This is a genomic window from Psychrobacter sp. ENNN9_III (assembly GCF_001462175.1).
Taxonomy (GTDB): domain Bacteria; phylum Pseudomonadota; class Gammaproteobacteria; order Pseudomonadales; family Moraxellaceae; genus Psychrobacter.
In genome coordinates this window covers 42,348-67,755 of sequence record NZ_LNUO01000025.1, presented here as the reverse complement: position 1 = coordinate 67,755, position 25,408 = coordinate 42,348, and the positions used below count along the sequence as shown (strand labels likewise).

General features: G+C 42.7%; 21 protein-coding genes. 8 read left to right on the top strand and 13 right to left on the bottom strand.

Annotation, left to right across the window (positions count from 1 at the left end; genetic code table 11):
- Nucleotides 1–77 precede the first annotated feature (77 nt).
- The 10 genes from PENNN9_RS02050 to PENNN9_RS02005 form a co-directional block, all read right to left on the bottom strand.
- A complete protein-coding gene (locus tag PENNN9_RS02050) occupies nucleotides 78–1,571 on the bottom strand; it encodes an alpha/beta fold hydrolase (protein WP_058368095.1) in 1,494 nt (497 codons plus the stop codon).
- Nucleotides 1,572–1,696: 125 nt separating this feature from the next.
- Nucleotides 1,697–3,919 carry a PhoX family protein gene (locus tag PENNN9_RS02045; RefSeq protein ID WP_058368094.1) on the bottom strand — a complete coding sequence of 741 codons (2,223 nt, stop codon included), beginning with the start codon at nucleotides 3,917–3,919 and terminating at the stop codon, nucleotides 1,697–1,699.
- A 226-nt stretch (nucleotides 3,920–4,145) separates the two neighbouring features.
- Nucleotides 4,146–4,886 (bottom strand): fumarylacetoacetate hydrolase family protein, encoded by a 741-nt coding sequence (locus PENNN9_RS02040; protein ID WP_082637951.1) that lies wholly within the window; start codon nucleotides 4,884–4,886, stop codon nucleotides 4,146–4,148.
- A 146-nt stretch (nucleotides 4,887–5,032) separates the two neighbouring features.
- Nucleotides 5,033–5,758 carry an ABC transporter permease gene (locus PENNN9_RS02035; protein ID WP_058368093.1) on the bottom strand — a complete coding sequence of 242 codons (726 nt, stop codon included), beginning with the start codon at nucleotides 5,756–5,758 and terminating at the stop codon, nucleotides 5,033–5,035.
- Nucleotides 5,759–5,771: 13 nt separating this feature from the next.
- Nucleotides 5,772–6,491 (bottom strand): ABC transporter permease, encoded by a 720-nt coding sequence (locus tag PENNN9_RS02030; protein WP_058368092.1) that lies wholly within the window; start codon nucleotides 6,489–6,491, stop codon nucleotides 5,772–5,774.
- 425 nt (nucleotides 6,492–6,916) lie between these two features.
- Nucleotides 6,917–7,828: an ABC transporter substrate-binding protein gene (locus tag PENNN9_RS02025; RefSeq protein WP_058368091.1), complete on the bottom strand. Its 912-nt coding sequence runs from the start codon at nucleotides 7,826–7,828 to the stop codon at nucleotides 6,917–6,919.
- Between the two features lie 59 nt (nucleotides 7,829–7,887).
- Nucleotides 7,888–8,817, bottom strand: coding sequence for a transporter substrate-binding domain-containing protein (locus tag PENNN9_RS02020; RefSeq protein ID WP_058368090.1), 930 nt, complete (start codon nucleotides 8,815–8,817; stop codon nucleotides 7,888–7,890).
- A gap of 32 nt (nucleotides 8,818–8,849) precedes the next feature.
- Nucleotides 8,850–9,650 (bottom strand): transporter substrate-binding domain-containing protein, encoded by an 801-nt coding sequence (locus tag PENNN9_RS02015; RefSeq protein ID WP_178379374.1) that lies wholly within the window; start codon nucleotides 9,648–9,650, stop codon nucleotides 8,850–8,852.
- 348 nt (nucleotides 9,651–9,998) lie between these two features.
- Nucleotides 9,999–10,796: an ABC transporter ATP-binding protein gene (locus tag PENNN9_RS02010; RefSeq protein WP_058368088.1), complete on the bottom strand. Its 798-nt coding sequence runs from the start codon at nucleotides 10,794–10,796 to the stop codon at nucleotides 9,999–10,001.
- A gap of 316 nt (nucleotides 10,797–11,112) precedes the next feature.
- A complete protein-coding gene (locus PENNN9_RS02005; RefSeq protein ID WP_143505728.1) occupies nucleotides 11,113–11,490 on the bottom strand; it encodes a hypothetical protein in 378 nt (125 codons plus the stop codon).
- Nucleotides 11,491–11,942: 452 nt separating this feature from the next.
- Here PENNN9_RS02005 and PENNN9_RS02000 point away from each other — a divergent pair, with 452 nt between their 5' ends.
- From PENNN9_RS02000 to PENNN9_RS01980, 5 genes are all read left to right on the top strand, one after another.
- Entirely contained in the window at nucleotides 11,943–13,244 is a 1,302-nt protein-coding gene (locus PENNN9_RS02000; RefSeq protein WP_058368086.1) for a glutamate-5-semialdehyde dehydrogenase, read from the top strand.
- A gap of 205 nt (nucleotides 13,245–13,449) precedes the next feature.
- Nucleotides 13,450–14,214, top strand: coding sequence for a ribonuclease domain-containing protein (locus PENNN9_RS13215; RefSeq protein ID WP_075103428.1), 765 nt, complete (start codon nucleotides 13,450–13,452; stop codon nucleotides 14,212–14,214).
- Nucleotide 14,215: 1 nt separating this feature from the next.
- On the top strand, nucleotides 14,216–14,560 hold the full coding sequence (locus PENNN9_RS01990) for a barstar family protein (protein ID WP_058368085.1): 345 nt from the start codon (nucleotides 14,216–14,218) through the stop codon (nucleotides 14,558–14,560).
- Nucleotides 14,561–14,648: 88 nt separating this feature from the next.
- Entirely contained in the window at nucleotides 14,649–15,923 is a 1,275-nt protein-coding gene (gene gltS, locus PENNN9_RS01985; protein WP_058368084.1) for a sodium/glutamate symporter, read from the top strand.
- Between the two features lie 165 nt (nucleotides 15,924–16,088).
- Nucleotides 16,089–16,814, top strand: coding sequence for a ZIP family metal transporter (locus PENNN9_RS01980; RefSeq protein WP_264752882.1), 726 nt, complete (start codon nucleotides 16,089–16,091; stop codon nucleotides 16,812–16,814).
- Between the two features lie 213 nt (nucleotides 16,815–17,027).
- Here PENNN9_RS01980 and glyA read toward each other — a convergent pair whose 3' ends face one another.
- Nucleotides 17,028–18,284 carry a serine hydroxymethyltransferase gene (gene glyA / locus PENNN9_RS01975; protein WP_058368083.1) on the bottom strand — a complete coding sequence of 419 codons (1,257 nt, stop codon included), beginning with the start codon at nucleotides 18,282–18,284 and terminating at the stop codon, nucleotides 17,028–17,030.
- A 398-nt stretch (nucleotides 18,285–18,682) separates the two neighbouring features.
- A complete protein-coding gene (locus PENNN9_RS01970; protein WP_058368082.1) occupies nucleotides 18,683–20,008 on the bottom strand; it encodes a GNAT family N-acetyltransferase in 1,326 nt (441 codons plus the stop codon).
- Between the two features lie 733 nt (nucleotides 20,009–20,741).
- Between PENNN9_RS01970 and PENNN9_RS01965 the strand changes: the two genes are divergently transcribed.
- Complete coding sequence (locus PENNN9_RS01965; RefSeq protein ID WP_058368081.1) at nucleotides 20,742–22,961, top strand: NADP-dependent isocitrate dehydrogenase; 2,220 nt, start codon at nucleotides 20,742–20,744, stop codon at nucleotides 22,959–22,961.
- 149 nt (nucleotides 22,962–23,110) lie between these two features.
- Here PENNN9_RS01965 and icd read toward each other — a convergent pair whose 3' ends face one another.
- Complete coding sequence (icd, locus tag PENNN9_RS01960; RefSeq protein ID WP_058368080.1) at nucleotides 23,111–24,370, bottom strand: NADP-dependent isocitrate dehydrogenase; 1,260 nt, start codon at nucleotides 24,368–24,370, stop codon at nucleotides 23,111–23,113.
- A gap of 386 nt (nucleotides 24,371–24,756) precedes the next feature.
- Between icd and PENNN9_RS12915 the strand changes: the two genes are divergently transcribed.
- Complete coding sequence (locus PENNN9_RS12915) at nucleotides 24,757–25,026, top strand: pseudouridine synthase (protein ID WP_227511686.1); 270 nt, start codon at nucleotides 24,757–24,759, stop codon at nucleotides 25,024–25,026.
- Nucleotides 25,027–25,145: 119 nt separating this feature from the next.
- On the top strand, nucleotides 25,146–25,394 hold the full coding sequence (locus tag PENNN9_RS12910) for a hypothetical protein (protein ID WP_227511685.1): 249 nt from the start codon (nucleotides 25,146–25,148) through the stop codon (nucleotides 25,392–25,394).
- The last annotated feature ends 14 nt before the right edge of the window (nucleotides 25,395–25,408 follow it).

The following is a 25,408-nucleotide window of genomic DNA, read 5'->3' as shown; positions in this document are numbered from 1 at the left end:
AGCGATAATGAGAACCTCCGAGTGTGATGCTCGGGGGTTTTGTTTTACTGGATAAGTAAGACTAAAGAGCTAAAAACCTAAACCCTCACCTCGATATTTTCGGGATAAGAATGTATGCAAGTGCCTAAGATATCCCCTTCTTGATTGGCGTTACTCTGGCCATTATCCAACAACCATGCGACAACCTGTTTGTGTACCCTGTCGTTATAAAGTAAATTGTAGTGACTCACGCCATAAAAAATGGCCTTATGCCCTTCAGGTACCGACAAAGCATGCTCGCCATCATGCTCCCCTAGCGCAGACTGTATCGTTACCAGACCATCACCCAATAAGCTTGTCGCTTTAGAGTCATAATGAGCCTCAATCAGCGTGGCTGCGACAAAATACGTATTCACATGCAGCGGCAAACGCGCAGGATGAAGAAACTCTTGTGGGAGTACACTACGGCCTTCTAAAGACTTCCAATCATCGTCACGAATACTACCATAACGCAAATCGATGATGCCTGTACTACGTAAATCGCCCAGTTTGGCAAGCGACCCTGCAAAAGGTAGCTTGGCGATCATATCTTGCACAAAATAGCCAATACGCTCTAGGCTTGCACCATGGTGCGGTGAGCCAAGAGTAATCAGGTTACCAACTCGCTTTACCCAATCAAAGCCTTGCTGTTTACCATAAAATAGCGCACTACGAGCGACCAATCCGCCCATGCTATGCCCAACCAAGTCTATCTGACTGATGCTTGGATTATTATCTACTAACTCTTGTAGCACTTTAGAAAAGTTACGACCACTAAGTGAGATACGCCATCCGGTATTGTAATCAAGATATAGAACGGTAGATTCTGGCAGACTGCGACTAATACGTGCACCAAGACTATTATGAGCAATTGGTTGCCAGCTTAAATAGCTCATACAAAGACCGTGGCATAAGATAATAACGCGCCCTGATATCTCTTTGTTTTGTGACTGTCCACTTCTTGGACATGAAGCGCTGTCGTATAGAGTCATTGGAATAGCAAGGGGATTATCATGTTTGACAAGATGATCGCCCATCACGCCATTTAGGACGTTAATAAGCTGCTTAAAAGATTCTGGTAGCGGGCGGGCATCTTTTTGACTGATTACGTTTTTATACAATCGCAGTGCCAATGCTAGATTATTACCTACTAACAACGCCACTTGACGTACCGCACCATATATCCGCCCGGTAAGGCCACGTTGCCATTTACTGACATTGCCTTCATTAAAACGCCCCAAAGGACGTAAAACAATCTCACGGTGGATGGCTTCTACGATATCCGTTACTTCAACCACTCCCATCGTCGCAAGCTGCGCTAACCCTTCAAAAAAATCGCTTAAAGATATGGGCTTAGGTGAAGTGAGGGTCTTATTATCATTTGCCTGTAATTCTATCGCATCATCGATATAGATATATTCAAGCTTAGCCAGCTCTTCATATAGGTCACCTTGGAACCGTGTGTTAACGTCGGAGCCAGAGCTTGTAGTGGGCTCAAGCCTATTTTTGGCAAATAAATTGTGAATCGAATCGATAGAATCTAGATTGTTCATAGTTTTGATGTATCTGGTGATAAGAGTACCTACTCATAGTATCTGCTATGTCAGATAAAAAAAACCTCTATACTGTCACATAAGCTTACTATACTCATCTTCAATAAATACGAACAACTCACCCTCTATGTCGTTCTCACATCCGTTGCAAACGACTCTGCCAGTATCACATCTCCGTCCTCGCGAGTAATCATGACCGTAGCTGAGCGCGGAGTACTGCCACCAGCGACTGCACCCCACGTATTACTAGGATGCTGAATGTTAATAAATAACGTTTTGAAATCTGGTGTTAGGGTAATACCCGTCACCTCGCAGCCTTCAGGACCGACAAAAAAACGTTTGATATTATCATTATTTGCTCTCATACCGACACGAGTTTGTTGTCCTGCCGAGGTAGTTTTGAGCGTGCCATCGCTGACATTACCCGGTAGTGCTGCGAGCAACATGCAACTGCTGGTATCGGTATAAGCACCGTCATCAGTCTGAATCCACAATACCCCACGTGGGTCGAAATACAAACCATCTGGCGAAGAAAAATCGTTATTATCATTTAATTGCGATAAGTTCTCTGCTGACAAAGCACTCGGCGCAGCAAATAGATAAATATCCCACTCAAAGCTCATTGCCGCATGATCCCCTCCTGCTTCTGCCCAGCGAATAATATGACCATTGTCATTACCGCGCGCTTTACCACGAGCCTGATAACTGCGCGGGTTGGTTGCAGACACTGGTTGATCATCACGTTCACCGCGATATTTATTATTAGTCAACGTCACATAAACTTCACCAGTAATGGGACTGACCGTTACCCATTCAGGACGATCCATCTTGGTTGCCCCTAACGTGTCAGCAGCAGCACGCGCAAACACTAAAACGTCATCCTGTCCATTGAAGGGCAGCACGCTATTAGAGGCATCTAGTCCGTTTTGACCATGAACCAGCGGCTGCCACTCACCACTACCATCGTCATGAAAGATTGCAACGTATAGCGTGCCCTCATTCATATACTTGTCACCAGCTTTTAAGCCCGCCCCTATATCTTTATTTGACCACAAGGCTTTGGAGACAAACTTATAAATATATTCACCACGAGCATCATCACCCATATAAAAAACCACTGGTTTGCCTTGCTCAACAGGTGCATAGGCACAGTTTTCGTGAGCAAAACGACCCAACGCTGTACGTTTTTGTGGCATAGAATGTTGGTCAAAAGGGTCAATTTCGGTGATATAACCAAAGGTGTTAAAACCATTGCGATAATCGTCAGTCGCTGTTGCACCGACAGCTGTCATGTCCCAGCGGGAAAATTCATCAGAGATTTTGGCGTCTTTGGCTTCTGGGGTATGCCATAAATACCCTGAGCTGGCAAAGTTTTCTGTTGCACCATAACGCTTACGACCATAATTCTGTGCGGCAGTTAATCGACTGGCATCTTGACCACGGGCAAAGACGCCTAAGAAGTTTTCTTCTGTCGTCAAATACGTACCCCAAGGCGATAGCCCTGCACCGCAATTATTATTGATTCCACGAGTCTGAAAGCCTGTCGGATCAAACTTGGTCTTGACCAAATCGGAGCCCGCAACCGGCCCCGCTAACTGCGATTGAGTACTACTAGTAATGCGGCGATTGTATTTTGAATTGAGCACCATCTCATATCCTATGCCATCCGCACGGCGAGTCATCTCAACTACCGCCACGCCATGACAATTGGCTTCACGGCGCACATCACTGGCGAGACGGCGATTTTTGAATATAGGTGCAGCATTATTATCTTGGATTACATGGTAGCCAAACGGGCTTAGCTCCTCACTATTCACGTACTCATGATTCATGACTAGCAGACCATTCTCTGATGCTTTGGCATCGTATCCATGACCCTTTTTGCCAAAGAACCACATGCCATCATGGTTATCACCCATGCGCCAATCAAACGACTCAGCGGACTGCTCACGATTGTCTTTCCAATCATCAATGCCAGAAATTAATGGCGTGCCTAGTGGCAAAATAATTTCGGCCTTATAACCTTCTGCCACGCTCATTGTTTCGGCAGTGGAGTGTGCGACTGCTTTAAACTTTAAAGTATCAGGACGCTTTAAGTCACCTTGCGCAGGGATAGCAGCATTATTATTGACAATCGGTCTTCCAATACTACTTTCATCATCGTCAGCACATCCGACTAAAGGAAGTGCGCCAAAAAAAGCAGCAGCTGTCAATCCTGTACCTCCTTTTAGAATACTACGGCGGTTAAGACGACGATTAATAATGCTTTGAAAGTCAGTATTATGAGTAGGATTGGAATCTTCAACAACTTCGTGGGCAAGATTTTGCTTATCATTTAGTAATGTCATTGTCAGTCACCTTGCTGTTAGGCTGGATTAGTATAAATGGGATCAGTCGCAGCTTTATAATTAACACTACGAAAATGCGGATTACACTTGAGTCTATTGAACTTTCATGACGATACGATGACATTTAAATAACAGGCTTTATTTAAACAAAAAATCCCAAGCATTGGCTCAGGATTTTGTATTTTCAGACATCAAATTTTTATTTAAACTTATATTTAAAGTAACGCTATTGCACTCGCGCTTGCCACTCGTGCGCGCCCAATACCAACTTTAAATCATCGCTTGCATGCAGTATACCAACCCCACTTGGCGTGCCAGTCATAATCACATCACCTGCTTGCAAACTAAAAGCATGGCTAATCTCGGCAAGTAACTCATAAACGGGGAATAACATCAGCGCGCTATTACCATCTTGCTTAAGCTCATCATTAATATAAAGCTGATAATGCACATCGCTACAGTCGCCAAATGCCAGCGGATCGACCCAGTCAGCGAGCACACATGCTCCATCAAAGCACTTTGCACGCTCCCATGGATGGCCTTGTTCTTTGAGCTCACTTTGTAAGTCTCGCAGGGTCAAATCTAGCCCTAGCGTGACTGCTTCAATTAAACCAGTAGTACTGACAACCTCTTCTAACGAAGCTGACTTCAAATCCTGACCCAAACGAATACAGAACTCTGCTTCATAATGTACTGGATATACTTTTTCGCGGGGCACATCACGGATACTACTAGGAATAGCGTCTGATAAAGAGATGATACTTGAAGCAGGCTTTATAAATAGTAGTGGACGCGTTGGAACAGCATTGCCAAGCTCAGTGGCGTGGGCGGCGTAATTACGACCGACACAGACGACTTTACCTATCAAATTGCGCTTGTTATTAGCGCTGGTATCATCGTCTAGACTAAACTCATTATCTTCTCTAACGATGTCATTAATCAAAGAAACATGGGGGGATTCAGTCATGATGCGTTCTCACTATAAAAGGAAGTCGTACGATTATTTACCAAGCAGCTTTCCTCACTATTTTTTATTATTATCTTTTAATAGTGGTTAATCAATCGCTCTATCGTAATGTGTAATCATCTACGTAATAAAAACATGGTTTTGTATCATGGGATAGTGCGTGTCACGACATCTGGTGGTACGTAGCTGGTATGACGATTCATGCGTTTTTCAAACCTGCCAAAAACGAATAAAATCACCCATGATAATAGTAAGTAGACGACACCTGCAGCGAAGAATAATTCCATCAAAGTATAAGTACGGGCACTGATAGTACGGGCTACCCCAGTGATATCCATCAGCGCAATCGTTGATGCTAAGGCACTACCTTTGAGCATAAAAATCACTTCATTACTATACGCTGGAATCACAATACCAAATGCTCGCGGCAAAGTAATACGAGTGAGCTTTTGCCATTTCGACATACCAATCGCATCAGCAGCTTCAAGCTCGCCAACTGGAATAGCTTGAATGGCTCCACGAATAATCTCGGCAAGATATGCACTCGTATTCATCGTAAAGGCAATGATGGCACACCAATAAGCTTGGCTAAGTACTGGCTCCCACAAGAATGAATCACGTATGGATTCGAACTGGCCAAGACCATAGTAAATCAAAAATATCTGTACCAGCAGCGGCGTACCACGAAAAAAGAAAATATACAAAAAAGGTATGATCTGCACCATCCAGCTTTTGGACAGTCTTAATAACGCTAAAATCAAACCTAAAAACAGTCCAATGATGCCTGAAATTACGACCAGTTGTACAGTTAATACCGCTCCGCCCAATAGATCTGGGATATGATCAAAAATAACCTGCCAATTCCAATCCATGAGTATCTCTCCTCTACCCTGTGGTCGATTGACGGCTAAGCTTTTTGGCATAGCGTGCTGCTGGGTTAGCACGCCATTCAAGCCACATCATAAAGCCTGTGATGAGCATCGTCAGCCCTAAATAAATTATCGCTGCTGCCATATAAAACGTAAAAGGCTGCTGGGTTGACTGAGCGGCTCGGGATGACTGATACATAATATCTTTAAGACCAATGACTGATACCAAAGCAGTATCTTTTAGCAGTACCAAAAATAAGTTACCCAAACCCGGTAGGGCAATTTGCCATACTTGCGGTAAAGTAATCCGATAAAACGTCTGAAAAGGACGCATCCCAACTGCTTGTGCTGCCTCACTCTGACCTACTGGAATCTCCTGAATAGACATCCGTAAAATTTCGGTCGCATAAGCACCGAAGGCAATAGATAAGGCCATGACCCCGCCCCAAAACGCACTGATCTCAATATAGTCGTTATAACCAAAATTTTTGAGTATACTCATCAGCAGTATAGAGCCGCCATAATATATAAACAGCACCAATAGTAGCTCAGGAATACCGCGCATCGTGGCTGTATAGACAGTCGCAATTTTGCGTAGTATCCAAACCTTGGACAGCTTAGCAGTCGCACCCAAAAGCCCGAGGACCATGCCTATAACTAAGCTGGTCAAGGCAAGCTTGATAGTGACGGTTGCGCCGCTCAATAAGAGCGCGCCAAATCCTTGTAAGTCAAACACAGTTGTCCACTCAGTCTCTTTATATTAGCAAGTTAGCAGAATGTTAGTTAAAAGAATCAGTACCAATCGTCTTATATTTTCTAGAGCAGCAATGCATTTAAACTTGCGCACAGACGATGATTGATTGACTCGGTAGAAATGCGCCGTGATTTTATCATAATCGGCAAGCTCTATGTTACTGCTCATAAGCAAAACCTATCTATAAATGAACATTCCTACTGTCAAAATCCCTACTACTAGGATAAATTGGCAAGACTGCACAGTCAGTTTACAGTTATCTTTAATAACTGGCAGGTGTTTCTGCACATATTACGATAGAAGACCATCGACAAAATAAAAAGGATATCACCGGTCTGGCAATATCCTTTTGACTAATAAGATAAGTATTTTGAGGTTGGCTTATAAATCATTAGAGCAAGATACCTCTATTGAGTAGCAGTATCTACGATAGGTTCATCGGTTACCACACTTGGCATAGCAAAGTACTTTTGATTGAGCTTATCATAAGTACCATCAGCTTTTAGGTTCGCCAATGATTGATTAATTTTTGCTTGCAAAGCATCGCCAGGACGCACAGCGATTGCAAAGTTATCGTCGATATCGATCTCATCACCTTTGATCACATACCCGCTACCTGATGGTGAGCTTAACCATTCTAGCGCTGGCAGTTTATCGGAGATCATTGCATCAACACGACCTGATCCTAAGTCCAAAAACGCATTGCTCAACGTATCATATAACTTCATATTGGCTTTTGGATAAGCATCCTCTAACCACTGTGAAGAGATGGTCGAGCGCTGGGCGGCAATAGAGTGAGTATTGATATCACTACTCTGCCTTGGATCAAAGCTACTGTCTTTTTTGGCCAAAAATACCAAGGTATTGCTAAAATAGGGATCGGTAAAGCTAACTTGTTGCGCGCGCTCTGGCGTTATAGACATTGCGGCTACAATCGCATCATACTTGCCAGCCTTTAGACCAGGAATGATACCGTCCCAATCTTGCGCTGTAATTTCACATGTGACTTGCATATCAGCACAGATAGCATTGGCCATATCGACATCGAAACCGCCGAGCGTCCCGTCTGCATTGGTATAGTTAAAAGGTGCATAAGCGCCTTCAGTACCAATACGTAATACCTCACCTGACTCGGCAGCTGATGTTGTCTCAGCAGCTGTTGCATCAACGTTATCAGTACTGTCTTGGCTATTGCTACAACCAGCTAATGCAAAGACAGCAGCCACCGCCAGTAAAGGGGTGGATAAACGATTCACTTTAATCGATCTAACGATAGACATATTCGCCATTGCGATCGCGGGGACAAAATGGTTGCTCATAATCATCCTTGGTATTTACTAAAGACAAACAGCTCAGATATTACTTATTACATGCGCTATTAGTTAGTCGCTGCTTCTGCTTGCTCTTCTTCAGCAATCATAGCATTGGCATCGACATTTCCTTCGTCCACGACGACTACCTTTTCAACACCATCGGTTGCTGCCGTTTGTTGAGCAGCAGCGGTCGTGCTGGTACCAAAGTAGCTACCAGTAATCTGGTCATAGACACCATTGGATTTTAGCTCAGCCAAAGCTTCATTGAACCTGGCAACTAGAGGATCACCTTTACGAAAGGCAATACCCATGGCATCTTCTTCAGTACTAATCTCTTGACCTTTGACTTCATAGTCTTGACCAGCTTCAGTCTTTAGCCAATCAATGCCTGTCACTTTATCTGACATCATGGCACGTAAGCGACCTGATGTCAGATCTAGATAAGCGTTGTCTTGAGTATCATAAAGCTTGATGTCAGCATCGGGATATTCGTCTTGCAAATACTGTGATGAGACCGTTGAGCGCTGCGAAGCTACAGGCTGCCCTTTTAGATCAGCGACGCTGATATCGTCGCCCTTTTTACCGATCAAGATAATGCCAGTATGAAAGTATGGATCCGTAAAATCTACCACTTCTTTACGCTCAGGCGTGATTGACATACCAGCGATAATCGCATCGAATTTTTGTGCATTAAGGCCAGGAATAAGACCATCCCAATCTTGAGAGATTACCTCACACTCAGCTTTCATTTGCGCACATAGCGCATCGACCAATTCAATCTCATAACCGATAAGTTTGCCATCAGCATCTGTGTAACTAAACGGCTTATAACTTGATTCGGTGGCGATTTTTACATTGATAGGGGCATCAGAAGCTGCAGTATCTGACACAGCATTCTCTTCTGGTGCAGTACTATTGTTACAGCCAGCCAGCATCAGCATAGCAGCGCTAAGCGGTGCCAACCATTTGGCTTTACTTACGATAGATGTTGTCATAATTGCTACTCTCTTATTTCTAAAACAGAATTTTATTGACCAAAGTTTTCTTGTTCAAGACGAGCAAGCTCACCGTTGCTGCGGATCTCACTTAACGCCTTATTAAAGTCATCTTTAAGAGAGTCGTTTTTACGTACAGCGATGGCAATGTTGTCGTTGTTATCTATTTCATCACCAACAATACCAAAGCCTTCAGGGTTATCTGCCAACCACGATTTGGCCGATACTTTTTCAGCCAATACTGCATCGCTACGGCCTGATTTTAGATCTAAATAGGCGTTGTCATAATTATCGTATAACTGAACTGTATTGCCGTCTTTACCTTCATAATTATCTTGTAGATAAGCGCCTGGAGTCGTTGAGCGTTGACCACCTAATGTCAGGTTTTCCATTGCCATTGGATCAAAACTGCCATTAGTATCAGTTAGCCATACCATGGTATTAGCGAAGTAAGGCTCAGTAAAATCTACCTTTTCTTGACGCTCAGGAGTAATTGACATACCTGCGACCACGGCATCGTACTTTTGCGCCAATAGACCTGGAATGATACCGTCCCAGTCTTGAGCGACGATCTCACAGTTGGCTTGCATCTGCTCACACAAAGCATTGGCAACATCGACATCAAAACCTGCCAAACTGCCATCAGCGTTGGTATAGTTAAAAGGAGGGTAAGCGCCCTCAGTCGCGATACGAATAGTCTTACCAGTCGCGTCTGCCGCAGGTGCATCAGCGCTAGTATCAGCGGCTTCATTAGCAGGTTGACTACAAGCACTAAGCGCAATGGCCGCGGTGATGGTCATCGACGACCACAATAGGCGAGAGTTCGACATCATACGTTCCTCATTTTTTAATAAATTTTTGATAAAAATTTGTGTTGTTTTAACGTCTGACATCCTTGCCAGATATAAATACAATAACAAGTATTGACATTTTATAGACAACTCGATAATACCTCACTCAAATATCAAAAACAAACGTTTTGCATATTGACTGTCATTATCGAGTAATAAAGCATCAAATGAGGATAAAAAACATGCTCGATGTTCGTTTGACATCGCCACTATCTGACGTTGTTAGTTTGTCAATGTCAGATAGTGGTAAGGTGATTGATTGTCTGAGAAGTTAACACATAAGGTTAAAACATAGCGCGATAGATAATAGTTGACGGGTATTTTTAATAATTAATTTTGATTGTGCGATGCCATAAATTCTTTGACTCGCTCTGAGGTGGGATTATCAAATACCTGCTCAGGTGTGCCTATCTCTTCTATCACACCTTGATGTAAAAACACCACTTTGTTTGAGACTTCACGAGCAAAGCGCATTTCGTGAGTGACAATTAACATCGTACGTCCCTCCTCTGCTAAGTCTCGCATAACGGTCAGCACTTCATTGACCAGCTCAGGATCAAGCGCAGAAGTTGGCTCATCAAACAACAATACGCGTGGCTGCATAGCAAGTGCACGAGCGATAGCAACACGCTGACGCTGACCACCTGACAAGTTGGCAGGATAAGCGTCTTTTTTGTCAAGCAAACCAACTTTATCTAGCAGTTTCTCTGCATCACTGATGGCTTGCTCTTTTTTAATTTTTAATACTTGCGTTGGCCCTTCAATGATGTTTTGTAGAATTGTCTTGTGTGGCCACAAATTAAAGTTTTGAAAGACAAAACCCACACGGGCACGTAAGCTGTCGAGCTGCTTATTGTCTACCGCCTGCATCTCACCGGACTTGGTTGGCTTTAGCATGAGCTCTTCATTGCCAACACTGATATGTCCTTGCGTGGGCTTTTCAAGTAGATTAATACATCGTAGTAAAGTCGATTTACCAGAGCCAGAAGATCCTAAGATAGAGATGACATCGCCATCGTAGGCAGTCAACGATACACCTTTGAGCACAGCCAATGAGCCAAAGCTTTTATGAAGATCTTGTAACTCTAAGGCAATAGGGCGAGTCGAGTTTGCGGCAGTCTCAAGCATGGGTTAGCAGATTTCCAATAAAAATAAATAAAGGGAGAAGCGTCATAATAACTTAAAATGATACTAATAAGTTTTATAGGGCTATTGCGCCACATTGTCGCTTAAAACAGGACCAAAAGGCAAACTTTCTATCTGTTTTTTATGCTTGATACATCTTGTTTCTGTACCCATAAAAATAGCTCAGATAGCATTGGCATATCTGAGCTCACATATATTAGTAGCGTTTGTTATACAAAGGTAGTAATAGTCAGTTCAACTACTAGCTCAAGTAATAGACACTCTATAAGCTTATTACTCATGACTTGATAGGTTAAAATTAGTAGGTTGAGACATGTTCTTCTGATTCGCTACCATCTAGTATTTCAGATTCGTCAGCTACTTCAGACTCATCAGCCGTAGCAATGGCAACGTCATTGTTCATCATATCACTATCAGCGTCGCTAGGCATATCATCCGAGGCGTATGCTGTATCTTCACTGGTGGCCATGGCAGTGTCATCGTCTACATTGGTGACACCCTGCTCCACTTCTGCTTGAGCATCCATAGCTGTCTCATCTTCGTTCACTGGTGTCTCATTGTCCGCACAAGCGCCTAAGGCTAAAACAGATGCTGCTAACGAAGCAAACAACCACTTTTTGAGCATTGGTTTATGCATTGTTGTCTCTATTGTGTTGGTTTTTTTCATGGTCTTCATTTTAATTCTCCGCGGCTCTTTGGCACTGGTAGGATTCGAAATTTTCTAAACGCATTCAGTGATTATTGAGTTTAGTAAATGCTTGGTGATTTAGTACTCAACTATACTGATAACCGCTTGTCACTACCTTAGTAGTTACAGCACAGTTATGTTAAAAGTGCGTAACCACGTACGTATTAAGTTTTTTGTATTATTATTTTGAGTTAACACTCTTACAAATAGATAGTATTTTGAATTAACTCTTATGTTTATAAAAACTGATAAAGTCAGCATAAGTGACAAGAATTGCTGAGTAAAGGCAGTTACTGTTCACAAATTCATCTTTACTATCGACTGTAACTCCTCTATGTTAAATAGCATAACGCTGTGAGTCCGATAAAACGTAAACTCTGGCCAACGATACTCAATTATTAATGAAAAACTCTCATCCACAGACACAAGGAAAATCTTTTATGAGTCAATCAAATACCGCAGACGTCGCTACTTATATGCAACAAGTCGGCAAACAAGCACGTGCAGCGTCGCGTACGCTTGCCGCTGCTAATACTGGCGATAAAAACTCAGCATTGTTAGCGATTCATGATGTATTAGTTGATGCAAAACAAGATATTTTATCTGCTAACAAAATCGATATGGATAACGGTCAAAAAAACAACCTTGAAACAGCGCTTCTAGATCGCCTAGAGTTAAATGAAGATCGGTTTGAGGGCATGCTCCAAGGCCTAAAAGATGTCGCAGCACTACCTGATCCTATCGGTGAAGTCACAGACATGACCTATCGTCCATCTGGTATTCATCTAGGTAAAATGCGCGTGCCACTTGGCGTCGTTGGCATGATTTATGAGTCGCGTCCAAACGTTACTTTAGAAGCTGCTTCTTTAGCTCTAAAATCAGGCAACGCCATTATTCTACGCGGCGGCTCAGAAGCATTTGAATCCAATCAAGCAATCGCGAAATGTATTCATCAGGGCCTAAAAAAAGCTGGCCTCTCTGAGCATAGCGTGCAAGTATTACAAACCACAGATCGCGCCGCTGTTGGTGAACTTATTACCATGACTGAATATGTCGATGTCATTGTACCGCGTGGTGGCAAAGGTCTGATTGCCCGTATCAGTAATGATGCCAAAGTGCCTGTAATCAAACATCTAGATGGCAATTGCCACACCTTTATCGATAGCGATGCCGATCCAAAAATCGCCATCGATGTCAGCGTCAACGCTAAAACGCATCGCTATGGCACGTGCAATACTATGGAGACGTTATTGCTCGATGATACAGTTGCAGACGAGCTATTACCGCAGATTGCTGAAGCCATTATCCAAGCTGATGACGCCATGCAACTACGTCTCGATGACAAGGCGCAAGCTATCTTAAGTGATAATGCTAAGCTCGAAGGTCATCTATCGGCTGCAACTGATGAGGACTGGGATACTGAATATCTAGCGCCTATTTTAGCGATTAAAATCGTGTCAGGCATTGATGAAGCCATTGAACATATCAACACCCATGGCAGCCATCATACCGATGTCATCATTACTGATAACTATACTAAGTCGCAGCGCTTTATCCGTGAAGTGGACTCAGCCAGTGTCATGATCAATGCTTCTAGCCGTTTCGCAGATGGTTTTGAGTATGGCTTAGGCGCAGAGATTGGTATCTCAACCGACAAGATTCACGCGCGTGGCCCTGTAGGTCTTGAAGGCTTAACTTCACAGAAGTGGATTGTCTATGGACATGGCGAGACGCGCGCTTAACTTGTTGTCTCTTGTTAACTTATTACCCCTTAACCTACCATTTATGGCGTAACCTCAAGTATAATCCACAAAAAAACGTCAGCTTAATTGCTGGCGTTTTTTTATTAATGGTAAATGGGCCATAAAAAATCAGTTACTCAATAAAAAACCAAGATAAAAGTCAGGTTGCAACATAACGAAAAAAACCATATAGGAACGTGGCCTTATGCAAAGTGGCAAAATCAAGCACTATAACATCGATAAAGGCTATGGCTTTATCGATGTCGATGAGCAAAATGAAGATGTCTTCTTTCATGTCAGTAAAGTGAGGTTGTCACAACCAATCACTATAGGTCAACGAGTCTATTTTAATAGTGAACGTAACGATAAAAGTCAATTGAGAGCAACTAAGGTGACTGATGCTTCGTTGAGTATCGAGCAGAGTACGTCAAGATCAAAACATACGTCAGTACATTCAAACCAAAGTAATCAGAACGACGGCCGGAGACCAAGTAGCGTGAGTAGCCGTAACCGCCATCATACCTCTAGCAATCAACATCAGAGGCATGGCAATAAAAGCTGGAAATCAACTGCTCTTAGCGTACTTATTCTTATTGCCGTTATATTCTTTGGCTATACTGAATTAAAGCCTGCGTTACTCGGTGATGCTCCATCTAATACTACGTCAACCTCTTCTTATGTTGAGACAGATACAAGCGCTATCACAGGCGACCCTCAGGTAGACCAAACCATTGCGCTGATTCAACAAGGTGGGCCTTTTCCGTATCCGAATAAAGACGGTACTACCTTTTATAATCGTGAAGGCAGACTGCCTGCCGAGTCCCAAGGGTACTACCGCGAGTACACAGTACCCACGCCTGGGGTGTCTCATCGAGGAGCGCGGCGTATTGTCACTGGGGGCAACCCTCCTACCGTCTATTACTTGACCATCGACCATTACGACAGCTTTCGAAAGCTTAAGGTAAATTAATATGAGCCAAGCCATTTATTTTATTGATCAAAGCAGTGCAGCACTAAGTGACAGCATTCCTAAGCAGGCTGTTAGCATCCCAATCGGTAAAACGCTTGATAAAAACACCCTTTTGATCAGCTTAGCCAAAGCGTGCGATTTTCCCAGCTACTTTGCTCATAACTGGGATAGTGCGTGGGATTGTTTGACAGATAGTGAAGTTGCGTATCTAGAGCTTAATTTGGCTGAGGTAGAGAACATAAACACTGAGGACTTTAACGTTTTTAAAGGTATCGTTGAAGATGCCTATAAGGACTTCGGCAAGCCGCAACTTTGGGTGGTTGTGCCGACAAGAGACAAGGATTAGTCGCTAATTATCACAAAACCTAAATTTAAGATAAATATAATTTTGTCCCAAATTTAGGTTAATTTATATTTAGAAAAAGGATTGATCTATGGAAATTACTTTAAATGGCTATTACACCTTGATATTAGCCACTTTAGTACTATTGCTAGGGCGGTTTTTGGTTAAGAATATCAAGTTTTTAGAGAATTTTAATATTCCAGAACCAGTTGCAGGTGGTTTAGTAGCTGCAGTCGTTGTTTATATATTAAATATATTTTGGGGATTTAGCTTTAACTTTCACCAAGGATTGCAAACGGCAACCATGCTGATGTTCTTTGCCTCCATCGGTCTGAGTGCTGACTTTAGTAAGCTCAAAGCAGGTGGCACGCCATTATTAGTTTTCACCATTGTGGTGTCCGTTTTTATTATCTTGCAGGATATCGTTGGTGTCGCGATGGCGAGTGCTCTTGGACTTGACCCTTTACTTGGGTTGGTCACAGGTTCTATCGCGCTTACTGGTGGACATGGTACAGCAGGCGCATGGGGCATTACTTTAGAGGAGCAATATGGCGTAGTCGGTGCAACGACTCTAGGTATCGCTGTTGCAACTTATGGTCTAGTCGCAGGCGGCGTAGTCGGTGGGCCTGTAGCTCGTCGTTTGATCCAAAAGCTTGGTATAGAGCCAACTCCCTACAATCAAAGTCCAAGTGATATTGAAAAGGTAACAGGTGCGCAGTCACTATATAGTACCAAGCACGACGAAGACGACATTTTAAATGACAAAGAAATCTTTGAAAGACCTGACCACATTCGTCTTATTACTGCGTCCTCTACCATTGAAACTTTGGCACTGTTTGCCGGTGCACTGGCGTTTGCAGAAACCATGACATTGGTTGCAGCCGATACTTGGTTTGAGTTGCCTACCTTCGTTTGGGCGTTAGCAGGCGGTGTGATTATTCGCAACGTACTAACGATATTTTTTAACTTTGAGATGTTTGACCGTGCCATTGATGTATTAGGTAACGCCTCTTTGAGCCTGTTTTTGGCCATGGCATTGTTGTCACTAAAACTATGGCAGCTGACTGATTTGGCAGGACCTGTACTGATTATCTTAATCGTACAAACGGTGATTATGATTATCTATGTGTACCTAGTAACCTTTAAGGTAATGGGCAAAAACTACGATGCCGCTGTCTTGTCAGCAGGACATTGTGGTTTTGGTATGGGAGCAACGCCGACTGCGATTGCAAATATGCAGGCGGTCACCGATCGCTACCTGCCTTCGTATAAGGCGTTCTTAATTGTGCCAATGGTTGGTGCATTCTTTGTCGATATCGTCAACGCTACAGTATTGCAAATATTCGTTAATTTGCCGTTTATGTAGAAACAAGACTTTTTAGACCAGTCTTAGTAATAATTAAAGCCCCAACTACACTTCGGTTAGTTGGGGTTTTTGGTTAGCGTGTTTACTGATCACGTAGATTAAAGAACAAACCTTACGTTTTTGTTACGCAACTTCTAATGACACCAAAACCATTAGCCGTTATCAATGGTGTATAAAAATATTGAGGTAAATTATGTTAGTGTTTGCAGTAATCATTGTTGTATCAGGTGCCTTATCGTCGGGGCGCTTTGGGGGTTGTATGGGCGACTACCTAGCTGGCTTGAAGGCAACTTGCTGGCGGTCGCAGGCGGCGCACTAACGATATCAGTGGTCATCGAGCTATTACAACCAGCCGTGACTGATAGCGGAATTTGGATCACAGCGGCTTTCACTTTATTAGGCGCCATCGTATTTACAGGTATTGACTACTTGATTGATGAAAAACTCAACTCGGAAGGCGGTGGTGGACTATTGGCTGCTATCACACTTGACGGAGTGCCTGAAAATTTGGCGCTAGGCGTATCACTTTTAAGCGGCAACGTAATGCAAGTCGCTGCATTAGCAGGTTCTATCTTGTTGTCCAACCTTCCAGAAGCGGCCGGCGGTGCCAAAGAGATGCGTGAAAATGGCAAAAGTAACAAGAAAGTGCTCATGCTTTGGATCGGTGCTGCTGTTTTGTTATCGCTTGCTGCTATCTTAGGTAAGGTGCTGCTCAAAGGCGTTGATGAAGAGGTTATTAGTGCTATCGATTGTTTCGCTGCTGGGGCTGTTATTGCTTCTCTAGCGACTGAGGTGTTTCCAACTGCTTTTAAACGCGGCAACCACTGGGCGGGTATCAGTGCGAGTGTTGGCCTGATATTGGCGTTGGCCTTAAATCAGCTTGGTGGTTGATGTGTTTGGTATGGCTGATACGTTGGCTGCCTAATCTCCGTGTACTATAATTCTGAATACTATGACCAAACCATCAATGTTCCAAAGACTCGACTGAGAAGTTCACTATAAAAAGACAGATTGCTTATAACAAAGAAAAAACCGCCCAGCCTAAACTAAGCGGTTTTTTTATCCAATGCTTGATAAGCGCTGGCTTAAGTTAAGAGAACTGGCTTACTGGTTTTTTTCGTAAACTGGTAGCTCTTTACAGATAGCTTCTACTTTACCACGTACATCAGCCAAGACTTTTTCATCACCGCGGCTATCTAGTACGTCGCAGATCCAGCCAGCCAAATCGCTAGCTTGTGCTTCGTTAAAGCCACGTGTAGTAATCGCTGGCGTACCGATGCGGATACCAGATGTGACGAATGGAGATTTTGGATCATTTGGTACAGCGTTTTTATTCACAGTGATATGCGCATCGCCAAGCCATTTGTCCGCTTCTTTACCCGTCATTTCTTGCTTAACCAAGCTTATCAGCATTAGATGGTTTTCAGTACCACCAGAGATGATTTCATAACCACGATCTTGGATGACTTTAGCCATCGCTTGGGCGTTTTTGACAACTTGCTGCTGATAGGTTTTGAAATTATCTTCTAAGGCTTCTTTGAAGCAAACCGCTTTTGCAGCGATTACATGCATCAATGGACCACCTTGGTTGCCTGGGAATACCGCAGAATTGAGCTTTTTCGCCAGCTTCTCATCACGAGCCAAGATCATACCTGAACGCGGGCCACGTAAGGTTTTGTGCGTTGTCGTAGTGACTACATCAGCAAATGGTACTGGGCTTGGGTAAACACCACCAGCGATAAGACCCGCAACGTGTGCCATATCTACCAGTAAGTACGCACCTACTTCGTCAGCGATTTCACGGAAACGTTCCCAATCTACAACCTGTGAGTAGGCTGAAAAACCAGCAATAATCATTTTAGGCTTATGCTCTTTTGCCAAACGCTCAACTTCGTCATAATCGATAAGGCCAGTGCCCTCAACCAATCCGTATTGTACAGCATTATAGTTAAGGCCTGAGAAGTTGATATGCGCGCCATGCGTCAAGTGGCCACCCGCGTCTAGGCTCATGCCAAGTACTGTATCATTAGGCTCAAGAAGTGCTAAAAATACTGCTGAGTTCGCTTGGCTGCCTGAGTGCGGCTGTACGTTGACATACTCGGCACCGAACAATTCTTTTGCACGATCAATAGCCAACTGTTCAACGACATCAACGTGTTCACAACCACCGTAATAACGCTTGCCTGGATAACCTTCAGCATATTTATTGGTAAGGTCTGTACCTTGCGCTTCCATCACAGCTTGCGAGCAATAGTTTTCTGAAGCAATAAGCTCGATATGGTTTTCTTGACGTACACTTTCAGCTTCCATGGCTTTTGAAAGTTCTGGATCAAAATCCTTGATAGATATATCTTTAAACATATAAATGTCCTATATATTGACTATTGTTAGAAAGGAGTTGGTAGAGATAAGAAGCCTAGAGGCGGCATCTCGGTATCAGCAATAGTTTTGATGTGCTCCTGCATTCAGGATATCGCTATAACCAAGTGTAACATGAAAATTTACGTTATGAGCGCAAAAAAGCCCCACCTTCAGCTGGGCAAATCAAATGGTTTTATAACACAAATAAATAGCCAATAAAATAAGTGTTTTACCAGATTTTGGCATGCGCTAAAAACGACTAAATACTTTGTAGATAGTGATGTATATCTGAAAAGGCTGTCTTTAGCTTTGCTAGACCAAAACAACAACAAAAAACCTCATTGATAAATATTTCGAAACCATGTTAGCCATGACCCTCAAATCGTGTCATGATCATATCAATCATGATCGGTAAACTCTGGCATATTATCAATATTGAAAGGTAGTGCATCGTGCGCATGCTGGCGATAATGTGCCATATGTAGTCGATCTTTCGCGCAAAAGTCTGCAATCGCTGGTACAAAACGCGGATCATAAATACGGTGCAACGAATGTGTTTTGGTTGGAATAAAACCGCGTATTAACTTGTGCTCACCTTGAGTACCGGGATCAAAATATGTCAAACCTTGTTCAATGGCAAACTCAATACCTTGGTAATAACATAGCTCAAAATGCAAGCTGTCATACTCCCCAAGCGCGCCCCAATAACGACCATATAAAGTCGCGTTTTCGCTATGAGGTGTGTCGTATAAAAACAAGCTACTGGCGATAATTTCATCATTCTCATTATAAGCTTGCGCTAAAAATAAGTGCTTAGGCATCTCTTTTGCCAATGCCATAAAAAATGCTTCTTTTAAGTATGGCTGTTGTCCGCGAACTGCATAGGTCATTACATAGCAATGATAAAACGTCTTCCAATCCGCCTCAGTAATCTCATCTCCGCATTTACGAACGCAACGAATCCCTTGAGCAGTCACTTTTCTACGCTCAGCACGGATATTTTTACGTTTTTTGGCCGTTAATGTCATTAAAAACGCATCGAAGTCCGTAAAAGGCTGATGGTCTTGTGATAAGTCTATATTTTGCCATAGAAACTGACAACCTTGGCGCTCAAGGATAGGATTGTTTACAGTGAGAGCCTCTATGTCCGTATGAGTTATTTGTGCAGGATTATTCACATTATTAGCAGGCATTAGTGACGTTGCCAGCTTGGCCAATGTAGGGGTTACAAACAATCCATGCCAGCTTGATGCTCCTACTTGCTGGGCAATATCATCTACTCCTGCCATCGCCGTTTTTAAAATATCGGCATCAAGCGTTTCACCAGCTGCCAACCATAAACGCTGTCCCGTAATTGGGGTATAAGGAGAGCTTGTCACCAAACGCGGATAATAATCAAGGCCATAGCGCGCATAAGCCTGCGCCCATGCATGATCAAACACAAACTCACCGCGATGGTGGTCTTTTACAAATACTGGCATGACAGCGACCGCTTGGGAGATATCTACTGGTTCTGTGATGGTGTCATTTGTGGCCTCTTGAACCATACCCTCTGTACGATAGACCAAAACAAATATAGGCAGCCATCCTGCTCGCTCGCCAATCGCTTGTGTATCTATTAGTGCTTGCCAAAAAGCAAACGACATAAAAGGCGTATCAGGCAACTGCCAATCGACTTGACTCTGCCAGCTTGTATCCTTAAGTAGTGCATACTGTAAATTCATAACTCTCACATTGTTTTTTCTTTATGGTTTAGCGTATCAAACGTCAATTATTTTGCTGTCACAATTTGCAAAAGACACGGCCAAAGCAAACAACAAGACTCAAAATCTTTGTTATATCTGTTCAACAAGCATAAAAAAGTCATCTACAATGATGCAGATGTCTTCACTTGTTATATTATATGTTTATACTCATATTAGGGCGTGTTGAACGTTTGACCATGGTCCTGTTAGCCCTTTAACCAAAGGTTTTTACGCTATTGATCAGTTTTATAAATTATAATAAATGAGCTGCAACTAAATAACAGCAGCAAAAAAATGATAATTGCATGGAAAAGATGATATCAGTGTCGATGACTGGTAGAATAAAGCTGTTATTAGATTAATATAATTTAGATACATAGGATATGAGCAAGAACAGTACACTTAGTTCATTATATGAGATTGACATTGAGCGAATTTGTAGTGGATTAGCTATAATATGCGGTCAATCAGTTACTTTTGGATAACTGTCATTAGATAATTTAAATGAAAGTAAAAGGTAACTTTTTAAATATCGTTTTATCGAATATAAATGAACGTTAGTAACAGAAAATTTTTAAGCAGTCTCAAACTTTGGGACTGCATGATGTACTTGATATAGCCATATAGTTCGTTATCGCTTAGTATGATTTGACATTAATAATCATATTTGAGCCTTATTATTAACTACCGACTAAAGGATTACTTTACTAAAATGTCAAAAATTATTTATACAAAAACTGATGAAGCCCCAGCGCTGGCGACTCTGTCGTTCTTACCTATTGTTGAAGCCTTTACGCAGACGGCAGGGATTGTTGTTGAAACCAGTGATATCTCTGTTGCCGCCCGAGTGTTGGCTGAATTTCCTGAATACTTAAATGAAGAACAACGCGTTCCTGACAATCTAGCTGAGCTTGGTCGTCTAACGCAAGAACCTGACACCAATATCATCAAACTACCTAACATCAGTGCTTCTGTGCAACAGCTTAAAGCTGTGATTAAAGAGCTACAAAGCAAAGGTTACGCGATACCTGATTTTCCCGAAGATCCACAGACTGATGAAGAAAAAGAGCTGCGCAAGCGTTTTGGTAAAGCGCTGGGTAGTGCGGTAAACCCTGTATTACGTGAAGGCAACTCAGATCGCCGTGCACCAAAGGCCGTCAAAAACTATGCGCGCAAACATCCACACTCTATGGGTGAATGGAAGCAATGGTCAAGCACGCACGTATCACACATGCATGGCGGTGACTTTTATGATGGTGAGCAGTCTATAACATTGGATAAAGCTCGTACCGTCCGTATGGAGTTGTTGCTCGATGATGGCACCAAAAAGGTCTTAAAGCCTGAGATTGCGTTACAAGACAAAGAAGTTATCGATTTGATGGTTATGAGTAAAGACGCCCTGCTAGAATTTTATGAGCGTGAAATGGAAGACTGCCGCGAAGCAGGAATTTTGTTTTCATTGCATGTAAAAGCCACCATGATGAAGGTTTCACACCCTATCGTCTTTGGTCATGCAGTAAGAATTTACTATAAAGAAGCGTTCGAAAAACATGGTGCTTGTTTTGATGAGTTAGGTATTAACGTCAACAATGGCATGGCTGATTTATACGATAAAATCTCAGTATTACCAGCATCAAAGCGTGAAGAGATTGAGCAAGACTTACATGCTTGTCAAGAGCATCGCCCGCGTCTGGCTATGGTCGACTCTGCAAAAGGTATTACCAACTTCCATTCTCCAAGCGACATTATCGTAGATGCTTCTATGCCTGCTATGATTCGTAATGGCGGTAAAATGTGGGGCGCTGATGGCAAATTATACGATTGTAAAGCCGTTATGCCTGAATCTACTTTTGCTCGTATTTATCAAGAAATGATTAATTTCTGCAAATGGCATGGCAACTTTGATCCAACTACGATGGGTACTGTGCCTAACGTCGGCCTTATGGCTCAAAAAGCTGAAGAGTATGGCTCGCATGATAAGACTTTTGAATCTAGCGATACCGGTATGGCGCGTATTGTCGATGTTGACACCGATGAAGTATTGCTCGAAAAAGACGTCAAAAAAGGTGACATTTGGCGCATGTGTCAAACCAAAGACTTACCGATTCAAGATTGGGTAAAACTTGCTGTACGCCGCGCCCGTGAATCAAATACGCCTGTTATCTTTTGGTTAGACCCATATCGTCCGCATGAAAATGAGCTAATCAAAAAGGTTAAAACCTACTTAAAAGATCATGACACTGATGGTCTCCACATTGAGATCATGTCACAAGTTCGTGCGATGCGTTATACCTTAGAGCGTGTGGCTCGCGGTCTTGATACCATTTCTGCGACTGGTAATATCTTGCGTGATTATCTCACGGACTTATTCCCTATCTTAGAATTGGGCACGAGCGCAAAAATGCTCTCAGTTGTACCTTTAATGAAAGGTGGCGGTTTGTTTGAAACTGGTGCAGGTGGTTCAGCACCTAAGCATGTCGAGCAGCTGGTAGAAGAAAACCATCTACGTTGGGATTCGTTGGGTGAGTTCTTAGCCTTGACTGAATCCTTGGAGCATTTGGCCAAAAACGATGACAATGCCAAAGCGCAAGTATTGGCAGATACGCTTGATAAAGCGACAGAAAAACTGTTATTGAATGACAAATCACCATCACGCAAAACAGGTGAGTTAGATAACCGTGGTAGTCATTTCTATCTAGCTATGTACTGGGCTGAAGAGCTTGCGGCACAAGAACAAGACAGCGAGCTAAAAGAGAAATTCTCTAAACTTGCTCAAAGTCTTGAGAGCCAAGAAGAAACTATCGTTAAAGAGTTTAATGAAGCTCAAGGTAAATCTGTAGATATCGATGGCTACTACTTTGCTGACGAAGAGCTGGCTAAGCAAGCAATGCGTCCAAGTAAAACGTTCAATGAGACTATAGCCTCACTATAGTTTTACTTGCATAACTGAGCTTTAAATCAAGGCACCCCAATGGTTGATTAACCATTGGGGTGTTTTTTTGGCTTAAAAGTTAGTAAAACAAAAGCTCAAGTTAGAGCCTCACAAGCAATGCAAACATAACGCTTGCTTTTTATGAGATTTCAAGCATCCATATGCTTGATGACTGCTTTGCCAAATTCAGAAGTACTAAGTAAAACGGCATCGGGCATTAAACGCTCAAAGTCATATGTCACAGTTTTGTTAGCGATTGCGCCTTTTATACCTTCGATAATAAGATCTGCTGCTTCAACCCAGCCCATATCACGTAACATCATCTCAGCAGACAGTATCAACGACCCTGGGTTTACTTTATTTTGACCAGCATACTTAGGGGCCGTACCATGGGTAGCCTCATAAACAGAGACAGCGCCGCCTTTATTCGCGCCTGGGGCGATACCAATACCACCAACTTCTGCAGCCAATGCATCAGAGATATAGTCCCCATTTAAGTTAAGTGTTGCAACCACTGAGTAGTCAGCTGGACGCATTAGTATCTGCTGTAAAAACGCATCAGCGATGACGTCTTTAATGATAATCTCGTTACCTGTTTTGGGGTTCTTCATCGTCATCCAAGGCCCACCGTCTAACAACTCAGCACCAAAACGCTCTGCAGCTAACTCATAGCCCCACTCTTTAAATGCACCTTCAGTAAACTTCATGATATTACCTTTGTGAACTAGAGTTACATTTGGCAAATCATTATCGATAGCATATTGGATGGCTTTGCGCACTAGGCGCTGTGTGCCTTCTTTTGATACGGGTTTGATACCGATGCCGCAGTTTTCAGGAAAACGTATTTTATCGACACCCATCTCATTTTGTAAAAAGTCGATAACCTTTTGCGCATCCTCGCTACCTGCTTTCCATTCGATACCAGCGTAGATGTCTTCTGAGTTTTCACGGAAAATGACCATATTGGTCAGTTCAGGATGTTGGACTGGGCTTGGTACACCTTCAAACCAACGTACTGGACGCTGACAAACATACAAGTCAAGCTCTTGACGTACTGCGACATTTAGTGAACGAAAGCCGCCACCAACGGGTGTGGTCAGCGGCCCTTTGATGCTAATGACATAGTCTTTTAATATCTCTAGTGTCTCGCTTGGTAGGTAATCGCCCTCATAAATTTTGGCAGCTTTTTCACCAAGGTAGGCTTCCATCCAGATGATTGATTTTTTACCATGATAAGCTTTGTCTACAGCAGCATTGACCACTTTTATCATGACAGGTGTGATATCTATACCGATACCATCACCTTCAACGAATGGAATAATAGGATTATTAGGAACATTTAACGATAAGTCAGCATTGACAGTCACTTTTTCACCGTCTCTTGGTACGATAACCTTTCTATAAGACATAAATAAAACTCCTTGATTATATGTTATGGTTCGCAAGCATACTTAGCGCTCTGCTATAGATATCTCAATGACCAGTACTACAAACACCTTTATTCCATCATGGTTTTATAATTGCAGTTATTTAGCATGATGTTTATTTAGTACACTATCTACTCAATAATGCTGTTGTTGTATCTTACAATGTTAGATGGTTAGTTACTTATTGGCTGAAATATTTATGAGCGATCACTGTTCATGGACAGTATGAGTAGATGCTAGTGCTTACTTTAACATCTATTGTCAGATGGTTTGGTTTCAAAATGTCAGACGATGATATGTGACTCAATTTCTCTTTTTTATGTTATCAAACCTTTTAACTTTTTCTTTTGTTTGGATGTATCTGCCCTATGTCGACATCAAGCCTTATTTTATTTAACAAACCTTACGGGGTACAAAGTCAGTTTCGTGACGATAGTAACAACGACCATACCACTTTATCTGAATTCTTCACTGATAAGTCTTTGAGAGTGGCTGGTCGCTTGGATGCAACGTCAGAAGGGTTACTTATTTTGACAAGTGATGGACGGATAAACAAAGCCATCACGCATCCACCAAAGGCCCCATCACGCATCCACCAAAGGCCAATAAAGGGCATAAACAAGGCAAGACTTACCTAGTACAGGTAGAGGGTATCCCAGCCCCTGAGCAACTACGTCAACTTGAAAAGGGTGTAGTTTTAAAAGACGGTAAGACGCTGCCTGCTAGCGTCAAATATCTAAACGAAGATGAGTTACCGATGCCTCTTTGGCCGCGTAACCCGCCCATACGTAAACGTAAAAGCGTACCAGACTCGTGGCTGATGCTAACCATCTACGAGGGAAAAAATCGGCAAGTACGTCGTATGACAGCACATGTTGGCTTGCCTTGCCTGCGCTTAATCAGATGGTCAGTTGCTGGGTTTGAATTGGGCGATTTGGGTGTTGGTGAGTTTGTACGTATTCACTTAAATAAAGAGCGTTGTCAGCAGTTGGGTATCATGAAGTAACTCAATAAAGATTA